We start from the raw sequence: 12,496 nt of genomic DNA on the forward strand, positions 1-12,496 counted from the left end.
CGTGGTCGTCCTGACCGCCCCCGAACGGAAGTCCCCGGCCCCGACGCCGCTTGGCGTCAAGCGGGGCCGGGGACCCCGTCGCACACCCCCGCTGGTGCTCGCCTTCGTCCTCGTCCCGCTGCTCGCCGAGGCGCTGTGGGTGTTCTGGCCCGCCTTGCAGGGCTTCTACCTCGCCCTCACCCAGTGGGACGGCGTCTCGGCGCCGAAGTTCATCGGCCTGGACAACTTCCGGGAGATGGCCCACGACGACACCTTCCGCGGCGCGGCCGGCCACACCGTGCTGTGGCTGCTCCTGTTCGGCGGCCTGTCCGCGCTCCTCGGCCTGGCCGCCGCACTCCTGCTCCAGCAGGAACGGCGCGGCGTCGGCTTCTACCGGGCCGCCCTCTTCCTGCCCGTCGTCTTCTCCCTGGTCGCCACCGCCCTCGTCTGGCAGGCGATCTACCAGCCCGACGGCGTCCTCAACCAACTCCTGGAATCGGTGGGCCTCGGCAGCCTGCGCCACGCCTGGCTCGCCGACCAGGACACCGCCCTGTACGCCGTGATCGTGCCCGCACTGTGGCGGCAGATCGGCTACGTCATGGTGCTCTACCTCGCCGGTCTCAAGGGCATCGACCCGGCCCTGTACGAGGCGGCCAAGGTCGACGGCGCCGGAGCGTGGCAGCGCTTCCGCCACGTCACCCTGCCCCAACTGCGCAGCGTCAACGCCGTCGTCCTGTCCGTCATCGTCATCGACTCGCTGCGCTCCTTCGACGTCGTGTGGTCGCTGACCCGCGGCGGCCCCTACCACTCGTCCGAGCTGCTGAGCACGTACATGTACTCCACCGCCTTCCAGTCCCTGCGCCTCGGCTACGGCTCCGCCCTGGCCGTCGTCATCTTCGTCCTCGCCTTCGGCGTCATCTGCTCCTACCTCGTCCGTGCCTTCCGGGAGGCCGACTGATGTCCGCCACGTCCACGGCGCTGCGCCGCAAACGAGCCGCGACCGCGGGCTTCCACCTGGGCGCGGGTGCGTTGGCCGTCCTGTGGCTGCTGCCCATCGCCCTTGTCCTGGTGACCAGCCTGCGCTCCTTCGACGACGTCGCGGCACACGGCCTGGGCAGTTGGCCCCGCTCCTTCACCCTCGGCAACTTCCGCCAGGCCTGGGTCGACGGCGGCCAGCAACGCGCCCTGATCAACAGCCTGGTCGTCACAGTGCCGTGTGTCCTGGTGACGCTGGCCCTGGCCGCCATGGCCGCGTTCGCCCTCAGCCGCTACGAACTGCCCTTCCGCCGCTTTCTGTTGCTGCTCATGCTCGGCGGCAACCTGCTCCCGCCGCAGATCCTGCTCATCCCGGTCTCCAAGCTGAGCGAGCTGATGGGCATCTTCGACACCCTGCCCGCCCTCATCGGCGTGCAGATCGGCTTCGGCGTCGGCTTCTACGTCTTCGTCCTGCACGGCTTCATGCGCGCCATACCGGCCGAGATCCAGCAGGCGGCGGTCGTCGACGGCGCAGGTCCCTGGCAGATCTTCTGGCGGATCATCCTCCCGCTGACCCGCCCCGCGCTCGCCGCGCTCAGCGCCCTGTCCTTCACCTGGATCTTCAACGACCTGCTCTGGGCGATCACCGTGCTGCGCAGCGACACCAAGATGCCGATCACCGCCGCCCTCATCGGGCTCCAGGGGCAGTACGTGTCGATGTGGAACGTGATCGCCGCCGGGTCAGTCATCGCGGCCGCGCCCACCGTGGCCGTGTTCCTGCGGTTCCAGCGGCACTTCGTGGCCGGACTCAACCTGGGAGCGGTGAAGTGACCTCGTACCGGCGCTGGACCCTGCGCACCGAGAACACCAGCTACACCGTCCGCCTCTCCCCGGACGGCCCGTGGGCCGAGCTCGACGCCTGGGGGCCGCTCGGTGTCGAGCACGGTCCCTCGGCCCTCGACTGGTCGAGGCGCACGCACTTCATCACGCCCGCCGACGCGGCCCCCGCCGAGTATCTGCCGTACGGGCTACGGCCCTTCACCGGCGCCGAGCTCGTGGCCGCTCGCCCGGGCGAGGAGCGGGGTGTGTGGTGGGACTTCGACGGCGCGGAGGAAGGGGAGGGGACGCTGCGGCTCGCCTTCACCGACGCCGTGCTGGGCCTCCGTACGGTCCTCTGCTACGAGACCGTGCCGGACACGGACGTGATCCTCCGCTGGACCGAGCTGACCGGCGTGGAGGAACTGCGCCTGGAGCGATTCGACTCGGCCGCCGTGAACATCCCCGTCACCGGCGCGGCCCGGCTCACCTACCTCACCGGCCAGTGGTCGCAGGAGTTCCAGCGCACCCAACTCGACCTGAGCAGAGGCACGTTCAGCATGGGCAGCCTCCAGGGTGTGCCCGGACACGCGTACGCACCCTGGCTCGCCGTGCAGGACGGGGATGCGCAGGCCGCGTACGGCGTCGCCCTCGAATGGCCGGGCAACTGGCACATCACGGCCGAGGCCGAGCCGGGTGGCGCCGTGCGCGTGCGCGCCGGGCGGGTCCCGCACGAGGGTGCGGTGCGTCTGGTTCCTGGCGACACCCTGGTGACGCCCCGCCTCGCGTGCGCGTTCAGTCCGGACGGCCTTGACGGGCTCTCCCGCGTCTGGCACCGCTACGAACGTCACCTCTCCGGCGAGCGGCTGCACCGCCCCCGCAAGGTCCTCTACAACTCCTGGGAGGCCACCGGCTTCGACGTCGACGCGGCAGGCCAGCTGGAGCTGGCCGAGGCGGCCGCGGACATCGGAGTCGAACTGTTCGTCGTGGACGACGGATGGTTCCCCGGCCGCGCCGACGACACCGGGGGACTGGGCGACTGGTACCCGGACCCGGCGGCCTTCCCGCAGGGCTTCGACCGGTTCGTCGACGACGTACGAGCCCTGGGCCTGGACTTCGGCCTGTGGGTCGAGCCGGAAGCCGTGAGCCCGAACAGTCGCCTCTACGCCGAACACCCCGACTGGGTCTACCGGATCGACGACCGCCCGGCCCGCCTGGTCCGCAACCAGCTGCTGCTGGACCTGGGCCGCACCGACGTCCAGGACTTCGTCATCAGCACACTCGACCGGCTGCTGACCGCGTACGACATCGGCTACCTGAAGTGGGACATGAACCGGCCGCCCACCGAACGCGGCCGCCCGGGCACCGAACGCGCCGACCGGCTCGACCTGGACGCCCGGCACGTCAGCGGATATCTGCGCGTCCTGGACCACCTGCGCGCCACCCACCCCGCTGTCACCGTCGAGGGCTGCGCGGGCGGCGGCGGCCGCATCGACCACGCCACCCTCGCGCGGACCGATGTCGTCTGGCCCAGCGACAACACCGCCCCACTGGACCGGCTGTCCATCCAGTACGGCTTCCTGCACGCCCACGCCCCGCACGTCATGAGTTCCTGGGTCACCGATGCCCCCGGAGTGTTCGACCCGCGTCCTCGCAGCCTCGCCTTCCGCTTCGTCAACGCCATGTGCGGCGTGCTCGGCATCGGTGCCGACCTGCGTGCCTGGACCGGGGAACAGCAAGCCGAGGCGGCCCGGTGGATCGCCCGCTACAAGGAGGTGCGCCAGGTCATCCACGAGGGCGAGGCCCGGCTGCTCGGCACCCCCGAGGACTCCACCTGCGGTGTGCAGTGCGACGCCCCGGACGCGGGCCGCACGGTCGTCGCCGCGCTCGGCACGGGACGCCTCGACGGCGCTCCGCTCGTGCCCGGCCGTGCCGACCGGCTCCGGCTGCGAGGCCTGGACCCCGATGCCCGCTACCGCGACAACGCCACGGGAACGACGTACAGCGGAGCCCATCTGCTCCACTACGGACTCCCGTTCACCTGGAGCGCCGGCCACGACGCCGAACTGGTGGTGCTGACACGGCAGTAACCCCGGTCCGGCATAGGTTGCCCAGCACGGCAGACCAGCAGTTCCGTTCTCACCAAGGAGTCGAACCCCACGATGGACCAGTCCGCACGACGGTACGGTGCCCGCTACACCGGCCGCACGACCGTGGTCACCGGCGCGGCCTCCGGGATCGGAGCCGCCACGGCCGAACGCCTCGCCCTGGAGGGAGCCGCCGTCGTGCTCGCCGACATCGCCGAGGAGCGCGGCGAGGCCGTGGCCGAGCAGATCACCAAGGCCGGCGGCCTCGCCCGGTTCGTCGGAGCCGACGTCGCCGCGCAGGACGACTGGACACGGATCGTGGCCGCCGCCCACGACTTCGGACCCGTGGACGTCCTCGTCAGCAACGCCTACACCGTCGACGTCACCCCGGCTCACGAGATGTCCCTCGCCTCGTGGCAGCGGCAGTTCGCCGTCAACGTCACCGGCGGCTTCCTCGGTTTCCAAGCGGTCGTACCCGATCTGCGGGCCCGCTCGGGGGCGGTGGTGCTGACGTCGTCCGTCCACGCCTACAAGGGCATCCCCGGACATCCTGCCTACGCGGCCTCCAAGGGCGCCCTGCTGTCCCTGTGCGGTCAACTCGCCGTCGAATACGGGCCCGAGGTACGTGTCAACGCCGTCGTGCCCGGGCCGATCCTGACCGCCGCCTGGGACAGGGTGCGCCCCGAGGACCGGGAGCGCAGCATCACCGAGACGGCCGCCCGCCGCTTCGGCACTCCCGAGGAGGTGGCAGCGGCCATCGCATTCCTCGCCGCCGACGAAGCCTCCTACATCACGGGGACGAGTCTCGTCGTGGATGGCGGCTGGAGCGTCGTCAAGGCCTCCGCATGACCACGCTCACCTCTGAAGCAGAAAGGCTGTACGACATGACGCCCTACGCCCGTCGCGGCGTGCACGGTCAGACCGTGGAAGCCCTCGCCCGCCGCATCCTGAGCGGCGGGATCCCCGAGGGAGCCACGCTCGACCTGGTGGCACTGCAGAGCGAGCTGGACGTGAGCCTCACCGCGCTGCGCGAGTCCCTCAAAGTGCTCGCCGCCAAGGGGATGGTCGACGCCCGGCAGAAGCGCGGCACCTTCGTACGGGCCCGGGCCGACTGGAACCTGCTCGACGCCGACGTACTGCGCTGGCAGTTCGAGGGCGGCCGCACCACCGAGGCCGACCGCGCGCTGCTGCGCAACCTCGCCGAGGTGCGCGCCATCATCGAACCGGCCGCCGTGCGCCTCGCCGCCGAGCGGCGCACCGATACCGACCTCGCCGCCCTCGACAAGGCCCTGGAGGCGATGGGGGAGCAGGGCACCGACGCGGCACACGCCGTCGAGGCCGACCTCGCCTTCCACCGCGCCCTGCTCGCCGCCACCCACAACGAACTCCTCGAACGCATGGAGATGGTGATCGAGTCGGGCCTGGCCCACCGCGACCGGATCGTGCACAGCCACCCCCACAGCGAGGACCCGGTACCGGCCCACCACGCCGTCCTGGACGCCGTACGGGAGCAGAACCCGCTGGCCGCCGAGGCCGCGATGCGTGCCCTGCTCGACCAAGCCGGCCGCGATCTGGACCGCATCGGCGGCTCCGACGAGACGGAAGGCTCCCGCGCTCAGTGAAGATCACTCGCATCGAAACCTTCCTCGTCCCGCCACGCTGGCTGTTCTGCCGCATCGAGACCGACGACGGCGTGGTCGGCTGGGGCGAACCCGTCGTCGAGGGACGCGCCGAGGTCGTCCGCGCCGCCGTCGACGTCCTGGCCGAATACCTCGTCGGCCAGGACCCGCTGCGCATCCAGGACCACTGGCAAGTACTCACCAAGGGCGGCTTCTACCGCGGCGGCCCCGTCCTGTCCAGCGCCGTCGCCGGCCTCGACCAGGCCCTGTGGGACATCGCGGGAAAGACGTACGGCGCCCCGGTGCACGCTCTGCTGGGCGGCCCCGTGCGCGACCGGGTCCGGGTCTACGCCTGGGTCGGCGGCGACGAACCCGCCGAGCTCACCGAGCAGATATCCGCCCAGGTGGAAGCTGGTTTCACCGCCGTCAAGATGAACGGTGCCGGAGCCACATCGCCGGTGGCCACCGCGGCCGAGACCGCGGCGGTCGTCGCCCGCGTGACAGCCGCCCGCGAGGTCCTCGGCCCCGACCGCGACGTCGCCGTCGACTTCCACGGCCGCTTCACCGCCGCCAGCGCCCGCCGGGTCCTGGCCGAACTCGCCAGTCTGCACCCGCTGTTCGTCGAGGAACCCGTCGTCCCCGAACAAGGGCACCTGCTGCCCGGGCTTGTCGCGGCGACCGACGTACCGCTCGCCACCGGCGAACGGCTCTACGGGCGCAGCGAGTTCCTGCCCGTCCTCGCCGCGGGCATCGCCGTCGCCCAGCCGGACCTGTCCCACGCCGGCGGCATCTCCGAGGTGCACCGCATCGCCTCGCTCGCCGAGACCTACGGCGCCCAGCTCGCCCCGCACTGCCCCCTCGGCCCGATCGCACTGGCGGCCAGCCTCCAGATCGCGTTCGCGACACCGAACTTCCTGATCCAGGAGCAGAGCCGAGGTATCCACTACAACAAGGACGCCGACCTGCTCTCCTACCTCGTCGACCCCGAACCGTTCCGGTTCGTGGACGGGTACGCACCGCGCAGCGAGGCACCCGGCCTGGGCATCACCGTGGACGAGGCGGCCGTACGCGCGGCCGACCGCACCGGCCACACCTGGCGCAACCCGGTGTGGCGGCACGCCGACGGCTCCTTCACGGAGTGGTGACGGTGCCCCTGGACATCGTCACCGACCCTGCGCACGGCGGCCGTTGGACATCGCTGCGGGCAGGCGGCCGCGAATGGCTGTGGAGGCGCGAGGCCCCGGAACGCGAGAGCGTGTCCCCCGGCGATGCCTTCGTGGATGCGGGAGGCCTGGAGGAATGCGTTCCCACCGTGCGGGGTGCACCCGACCACGGTGCAGCCTGGTCACGGCCCTGGACACGGGACAGGCACGGCACGGAAACCGTGCGTGCGAGCCGATTCGTTCTGACGCGCACGATGCGGCCCACGGCCGACGGCGCCGAGGCCGACTACGTCCTGACCGCCGACCCGGGTTTCCGCTTCGTCTGGGCCGCCCACGCCCTGCTCGACCTGTCCGAGCACGCTGTCCTGCACGCCCGCGCGGGGGCGAGTACCCGTCTCTTCCCGGAGGCGGCCACGCTGCTGGGCCGGACATGGCCGGCCGGCGCCCCCTGGGTGGAGGGAAGCTGGCCCACCCCCTGCGGACTGAGCCTGGACCGACTCGGACCGGACGACGGCACCGCGGTCGGTGCCGTCGTGGACGCGGCACGCTGCTGCGTCCATGACCACGAGGACCGCCTCGCACTGGCTCTCGAAGCCGAGGGGCAGCCTCTGTCGATCGGCCTGTGGCGCAACCTCGGCGGCTTTCCCGCCGAACGGCCTTATCGCAGTACGGGAGTTGAGCCGATGCTCGGCCGGGTCTTCGACCTCGCCGAGGCGGGCCCCGGTGACGCCGCCAGCGTGCCGGAGTCCGGGGAAGTCCGCTGGCGGCTCACGCTGACCGCGGACTGCCGCTGCCCCTGAACCGACCTGTGAACAAGGAGCCTCGTCCGTGACTCCACCCACGCGTAAACGCGCGGGCTTCCTGTGTCGGTGGCTAGGCTACGTCACAGAGGACCAGCCCGGCCCTGTTGAGAATGTTCAGTGCGCCGACGTGGTCTGCGTTGGCTGCGAACTTGCAGGCGGTGCACTGGAATTTTGCTTGGGTGGTGCGGTTCTCCTTCGCGATGTGCCCGCAGTCGGGGCAGGTGCGGGAGGTGTTGCGGGGGTCCACCGCGACGACGGTCCGACCGGCGCTTTCAGCCTTGCCTGCGAGGATCGCGAGGAACACCCCCCAACCCGCGTCGAGGATCGATCGGTTCACCCCTGCCTTCGCAGCCCGCTGGTTCGGGAGGAACGCACCGGGCTGTTCGGGGTCGGGCTTGGGCCGGGGGGCGCGGGTCATGCCCGCGGTGTTCAGCCGCTCGTGCGCGATCGCGTCGTGGTCACGCACGAGGGTGAGGGCGGTCTTGTGCGCGTGGTCCAGGCGCTGGCGCCGGATCTGCGCGTGGATCTTGGTGACCTTCCGTGCGGCGGCACGGTGCTTCTTCGTGCGGCGGCGGGTGCGCTTGGGGAATGTCGCCAGGTGTCGCTGCGCCTCGGCGAGTTCCCCGGCCGCCGCCTGAAGAAAGCGTGGGTTGGCGATGTGCTCGCCGTCCGATGTGGTCAGGAAGTGTGTGACTCCCATGTCGATGCCGACGGCTGCTCCCGTCCGGGGCAGCGGTTCGGCGGGCACCTCGTCGCACGACAGGACCACGTACCAGCGGCTTCCCTCCCGCTTGACGGCGATCGTCTTCACGCGGCCCTTCAAAGGCCGGTGCTGGTGCACGCGGATGTGGCCGACACCCTTCAGCCGGACGCGGGTGTGCGGATCGTGCGGGGTGGAGTCCCAGCGGCAGCCGTCGCCGTCCTTGGGAAAGATCACGGTGTCGAAGTGGCCGACGCCCTGGAAGCGCGGGTATCCGGGCTTCTCGCCTGCCTTGATGCGGCGGAAGAACGCTGCGAACGCCTTGTCCAGGCGCCGCAGCGTCGCCTGCTGGGCGGAGAAGGACCAGCGGCCCTGACGCTCCGAGTCGAACGCGCGGATCTCCTTGAGCTGGGCGGACTGGTCGACGTACTTGATGCTCGTCTTCGAGCTGTGCCGCCAGGCGTCCCGGCGTTCCTGAAGGGCCCCGTTGTAGAGCGAGCAGTGGTCGCGGAGCATCTCGCGCAGGGCCTGCTCCTGGCGGGCTGTGGGGCGAAGGAGAAACTTGTACGCGCGGATCACGACTGGCGCCGCCGGTCGATACGCAAGGCGTCGGCAAGGAGAACGCACGCGGCTGCGTTGAGCGAGACGCCCGTGCGGTGGGCGTACTCCTCGATCTGCCGCTTCAACTCGGGGGGAATGCGAAGGTTCAGCGACTCCCGGCGATCTCCTCTAGCCACAACCAAAATGCTACCAATTTTGACGAGAGCTCACGTCCAGGACCAGACCCTGCGCTGCTCCGCAGCGAACTCGCCAATTCGATTCCCCCACCGGCTAAAAGCCGGTGGTCCCCTCGAAAGGAATCTGATGGATCTTCGAGCGGCCCTGGCCGCCCACCGCCTGGTCGCGATCGTGCGCGGCGCCGACCCCGACGCCGCGTTGCGCACGGTGCTCACCCTGGCCGACGCGGGCATCGAGCTGATCGAGGTTTCGCTGACCGGAAAGGACGCCCTGTCCGTCATCGAGCGGGCACGGCGGGACCTCGGCCCCGACCGGCCCCTCGGGGTTGGCACCGTCCTGACCGCCGACGACGCCCGGGCTGCCCACCGGGCCGGGGCGGACTTCGCGGTCACACCCGCGCTGGGAGACGGTGCCGAGGCCGCACGGGAACTGGGCATGCCCGTCCTGGCCGGCGTCATGACTCCGACCGAGATCCTGAGCGCACGCGCCCTCGGTGCCGCAGCGCTGAAGATCTTCCCCGCTGCCCAGGCCGGCGGCCCCGCCTACCTCAGAGCCCTGCGCGGACCGTTCCCGCACGACCCGTTCGTCCCGGTGGGCGGCATCGACGAACCGGCCGCCCGCGCCTATCTGGCCGCAGGAGCAACCGCCGTCGGCGTCGGCTCACCCCTCGTCGGCGACGCCGCCGACGGCGGCAGCCTCACCGACCTCGGTGCCCGGGCCCGCGCCTTTCGAGCCGCCGTACAGGAGGTCGCGCAGTGATCGAAGCCCGCCGCCCCGACCGACTGGAACTCGGCGAAGGCATCCGCTGGACGGAAAACGGCATCGTGCTCGTGGACATCCTCGCGGGCCGGCTGCTGACCGCCCCCGAAGATCCCGGCGCGGCCTTGAAGGAACTGGCGCAACTGCCGGAACCGCTGGGAGCGGTGGCGCCCGTGGCCGACTCTCCCGGCACCTGGATCGCCGCGGCCGGGACGGGGATCCGCCTGCTGGCGCCCGACGGCTCCACGACGTGGCTGGCGCGCCCCGAGGCGGCGGCTCCGCTGCCCATGCGCATGAACGACGCCAGCGCCGATCCCTCCGGCCGGTTCTGGGCGGGCAGCATGGCCTACGAGGCCGACGAGGGTGCCGGCGCGCTCTACCGGGTGGACCACGACGGCACGGTGGTCCGCGTCCTCGACGGCATCACGGTGCCGAACGGGCCCGCGTTCACGGCCGACGGCCGCACCATTTATCTGGCCGACAGTGCCCGGGGGATCATCCGGCGATTCCCCGTCGACCCGGTGACCGCTCACCTCGGCGCACCGGAGGTGTTTGTCACCGTGGACGAGGGCAGCCCCGACGGCATGGTGGTCGATGTGGAAGGAGCCGTCTGGGTCGCCGTGTGGGGCACCGGAGAGGTACGCCGGTATCTGCCGGACGGCCGACTCGACCGCACCCTGAAGCTGCCGGCGCGTCAGCCCGCCGGTGTGTGCCTCCAACACGACGTCCTCCACGTCACCACCGCCCGCGTAGGTCTTGCCGCACCGGGCCCGCACGATGGCGCGCTCTTCGCCGTGCCGGTCGACGTACCGGGAACACCGGCGCCCGCCTGCCGGCTCGACACCGCTGGGCGGCCGCGGCCGACGGTCGCGGCGGAGCAGGCATGAACACCCCCTGGCCTCCCCTCAACGGACCGGTCGTGTGTATCGGCGAGACGATGGCAGCCCTGGCCCCCGACCCGCCCCGGCCTTTGCAGGACGCCGAGGCTCTGCACCTGTCGGTTGCCGGCGCCGAGTCGAACGTCGCCATGTATCTGGCGGACCACGGCATCCCCGTCGCCTGGCTCTCGGCCCTCGGGGATGACGCACTGGGACTCCGCGTCCGAACTGCCGTCGCAGCCGCCGGAGTCGACGTCTCGCACGTGCGTACCGACCCCCACCGCCCCACGGGCCTGCTCGTGAAGAACCCGCTCTCCACCGGTACCCGCGTCCACTATTACCGGAGCAACTCGGCAGCCTCCGCCCTCGGCCCCGAACTCCTGGAGCAGGAACCGGTGCGCACAGCCTCCGTACTGCACTTCACCGGCATCACACCGGTACTGTCCCCGTCCTGTCGGCATCTGGTGACGCGTGCCCTCGCCGTTCCCGCCGGTGAGCGGCCGTACGCGGTCAGCTTCGACGTCAATCACCGCGCCGCCTTGTGGCCGGCCGGCACAGCTCCGGCCCTGCTGCGTGAGCTGGCGGACCGGGCGGACATCGTCTTCGTCGGTCTCGATGAGGCGCAGGACCTGTGGGGCGCGAAGCTGACGGCGACCGGCATCCGTGAGGTGCTCCCGCATCCACGGATCCTGGTCGTCAAGGACGGGGCGCACGCCGCGTCCGCTCTCACCGTGGACGGCATCTGGACGGTGCCGGCCCTGCGGACGACGGTCGTGGAGCCGGTCGGCGCCGGTGACGCTTTCGCGGCCGGCTTCCTCGCGGGCCTGGTACGAGGAGTGACGATGACGCAAGCCCTCCGCCTTGGTCACCTCACCGCCGTGTCCGCGCTCAAAGTGACGGGAGATCACGGCGCCCTGCCCGGGGCCGAAGAGAGGGAACGGCTCCTCCACATCCCGGCGCAGGAGTGGGACGTGCTGAATGCCGACCATCTCTGAGGGAGTTTCTGCGAACGACCATCTCTGAGGGAGTTCCCGGGAATGGGAGACCATGGTCGGGTCCCTCGCCGGGAGGCGGAGGGCGGCTTTCCCCACGCGGCGCTCAGGGGATGGCCAAGCTGGGCAGTTGATCTTCCCACCCCGTGCGTTCGCCCCGGGCACTCTCGCCCTGGACGCGCCGTCTAGGGTGCGGACATGGTCTCGCAAAGCTACCTCTCCGAACTGTTCTCGCTGGACGGCCGGGTCGCCGTGGTGACGGGCGGCAGTTCCGGCATCGGCCGAGCGATCGCCGGGGCTCTCGCGCGGGCGGGGGCGAGCGTGGTGATCGTGGCGCGCAAGGAGTCGGAACTGGCCGCCACGGTCGACGAGCTGACGGCAGACGGCTGCCGGGCGGCCTGGGTGAGCGCCGACCTGAGCACCCGGGACGGGGTGCGCGCAGCGGCGGAGCAGGCAGCCGAGGTGTTCGGCGAGCCCGACATTCTCGTCAACAGCGCCGGGATCAACGTGCGGCCGCCGATGGGCGAGCTGGGCGAGGAGACGTGGGACGCGACGATGGCGGTGAACCTGGAGGCGCCGTATCTGTTGGGCCAGCGCTTCGGGCCCGGCATGGCCGAGCGGGGCTTCGGGCGGATCATCCACATCACCTCCCAGCAGGCACACCGGGCGTTCGTCCAGAGCGGCGTCTACGGGGTCTCCAAGGGGGCGCTGGAGTCGCTGGCCCGCTCTCAGGCCGAGGCGTGGTCGCCACACGGCGTCACCTGCAACACGCTGGTGCCCGGCTTCGTCATGACCCCGCTCAACGCGCGGTTGTCGTCCGACCCGGAGAAGGTGGCGGCGCTGGCCGCGCGCACGATGGTCGGGCGCAACGGCCTGGCCGAGGACTTCGCCGGAGCGGCGGTGTTCCTGGCCGGACGCGCCTCCGGCTACGTCACCGGGCAGGCGATCTTCGTCGACGGCGGGTTCTCCGTCCACTGAGCCCAAACC

At 71.2% G+C, this 12,496-nt stretch carries 13 protein-coding genes; 11 read left to right on the top strand and 2 right to left on the bottom strand.

Going from position 1 to position 12,496, the window contains the following annotated elements; all coding sequences use genetic code 11:
* The first annotated feature begins 1 nt into the window (after window position 1).
* From ACZ4RZ_RS37255 to ACZ4RZ_RS37285, 7 genes are all read left to right on the top strand, one after another.
* Complete coding sequence (locus tag ACZ4RZ_RS37255) at window positions 2-937, top strand: carbohydrate ABC transporter permease (RefSeq protein WP_467751414.1); 936 nt, start codon at window positions 2-4, stop codon at window positions 935-937.
* Window positions 937-1,785 (top strand): carbohydrate ABC transporter permease, encoded by an 849-nt coding sequence (locus tag ACZ4RZ_RS37260; RefSeq protein WP_467751415.1) that lies wholly within the window; start codon window positions 937-939, stop codon window positions 1,783-1,785. The genes ACZ4RZ_RS37255 and ACZ4RZ_RS37260 overlap by 1 nt, the downstream gene beginning before the upstream one ends.
* A complete protein-coding gene (locus ACZ4RZ_RS37265; RefSeq protein ID WP_467751417.1) occupies window positions 1,782-3,860 on the top strand; it encodes an alpha-galactosidase in 2,079 nt (692 codons plus the stop codon). The genes ACZ4RZ_RS37260 and ACZ4RZ_RS37265 overlap by 4 nt, the downstream gene beginning before the upstream one ends.
* Before the next feature lie 72 nt (window positions 3,861-3,932).
* Complete coding sequence (locus ACZ4RZ_RS37270; RefSeq protein WP_467751419.1) at window positions 3,933-4,706, top strand: SDR family NAD(P)-dependent oxidoreductase; 774 nt, start codon at window positions 3,933-3,935, stop codon at window positions 4,704-4,706.
* Between the two features lie 35 nt (window positions 4,707-4,741).
* A complete protein-coding gene (locus ACZ4RZ_RS37275) occupies window positions 4,742-5,479 on the top strand; it encodes a FadR/GntR family transcriptional regulator (RefSeq protein ID WP_467751552.1) in 738 nt (245 codons plus the stop codon).
* Window positions 5,476-6,621, top strand: coding sequence for a galactonate dehydratase (gene dgoD, locus ACZ4RZ_RS37280; protein ID WP_467751420.1), 1,146 nt, complete (start codon window positions 5,476-5,478; stop codon window positions 6,619-6,621). The genes ACZ4RZ_RS37275 and dgoD overlap by 4 nt, the downstream gene beginning before the upstream one ends.
* Window positions 6,618-7,439, top strand: coding sequence for a hypothetical protein (locus ACZ4RZ_RS37285; protein ID WP_467751422.1), 822 nt, complete (start codon window positions 6,618-6,620; stop codon window positions 7,437-7,439). The genes dgoD and ACZ4RZ_RS37285 overlap by 4 nt, the downstream gene beginning before the upstream one ends.
* Before the next feature lie 73 nt (window positions 7,440-7,512).
* On the opposite strand, the gene ACZ4RZ_RS37290 is transcribed toward ACZ4RZ_RS37285, so the two are convergent.
* Together ACZ4RZ_RS37290 and ACZ4RZ_RS37295 are read right to left on the bottom strand one after the other, a co-directional pair.
* Window positions 7,513-8,721, bottom strand: coding sequence for an RNA-guided endonuclease InsQ/TnpB family protein (locus ACZ4RZ_RS37290; protein WP_467751423.1), 1,209 nt, complete (start codon window positions 8,719-8,721; stop codon window positions 7,513-7,515).
* Entirely contained in the window at window positions 8,718-8,879 is a 162-nt protein-coding gene (locus ACZ4RZ_RS37295) for a toxin-antitoxin system HicB family antitoxin (protein WP_467751425.1), read from the bottom strand. Before ACZ4RZ_RS37295 ends, ACZ4RZ_RS37290 begins: the two co-directional genes overlap by 4 nt.
* Window positions 8,880-9,006: 127 nt before the next feature.
* Here ACZ4RZ_RS37295 and ACZ4RZ_RS37300 point away from each other — a divergent pair, with 127 nt between their 5' ends.
* From ACZ4RZ_RS37300 to ACZ4RZ_RS37315, 4 genes are all read left to right on the top strand, one after another.
* A complete protein-coding gene (locus ACZ4RZ_RS37300; RefSeq protein ID WP_467751427.1) occupies window positions 9,007-9,639 on the top strand; it encodes a bifunctional 4-hydroxy-2-oxoglutarate aldolase/2-dehydro-3-deoxy-phosphogluconate aldolase in 633 nt (210 codons plus the stop codon).
* Window positions 9,636-10,526 (top strand): SMP-30/gluconolactonase/LRE family protein, encoded by an 891-nt coding sequence (locus ACZ4RZ_RS37305; protein WP_467751428.1) that lies wholly within the window; start codon window positions 9,636-9,638, stop codon window positions 10,524-10,526. The genes ACZ4RZ_RS37300 and ACZ4RZ_RS37305 overlap by 4 nt, the downstream gene beginning before the upstream one ends.
* Window positions 10,523-11,512 (top strand): sugar kinase, encoded by a 990-nt coding sequence (locus ACZ4RZ_RS37310; protein WP_467751430.1) that lies wholly within the window; start codon window positions 10,523-10,525, stop codon window positions 11,510-11,512. Before ACZ4RZ_RS37305 ends, ACZ4RZ_RS37310 begins: the two co-directional genes overlap by 4 nt.
* A 195-nt stretch (window positions 11,513-11,707) precedes the next feature.
* Window positions 11,708-12,487, top strand: a complete 780-nt coding sequence (locus ACZ4RZ_RS37315) for an SDR family NAD(P)-dependent oxidoreductase (RefSeq protein WP_467751432.1) — start codon at window positions 11,708-11,710, stop codon at window positions 12,485-12,487.
* The last annotated feature ends 9 nt before the right edge of the window (window positions 12,488-12,496 follow it).

The sequence above is a fragment of the Streptomyces sp. NPDC027189 genome (genome assembly GCF_055566975.1).

Excerpts from the sequence above, each read along its gene's own strand:
- ACZ4RZ_RS37315 (WP_467751432.1), top strand. The coding sequence starts at position 11,708 with ATGGTCTCGCAAAGCTACCTCTCCGAACTGTTCTCGCTGGACGGCCGG.
- ACZ4RZ_RS37270 (WP_467751419.1), top strand. The coding sequence starts at position 3,933 with ATGGACCAGTCCGCACGACGGTACGGTGCCCGCTACACCGGCCGCACG.
- ACZ4RZ_RS37275 (WP_467751552.1), top strand. The coding sequence starts at position 4,742 with ATGACGCCCTACGCCCGTCGCGGCGTGCACGGTCAGACCGTGGAAGCC.
- ACZ4RZ_RS37260 (WP_467751415.1), top strand. The coding sequence starts at position 937 with ATGTCCGCCACGTCCACGGCGCTGCGCCGCAAACGAGCCGCGACCGCG.
- ACZ4RZ_RS37310 (WP_467751430.1), top strand. The coding sequence starts at position 10,523 with ATGAACACCCCCTGGCCTCCCCTCAACGGACCGGTCGTGTGTATCGGC.
- ACZ4RZ_RS37300 (WP_467751427.1), top strand. The coding sequence starts at position 9,007 with ATGGATCTTCGAGCGGCCCTGGCCGCCCACCGCCTGGTCGCGATCGTG.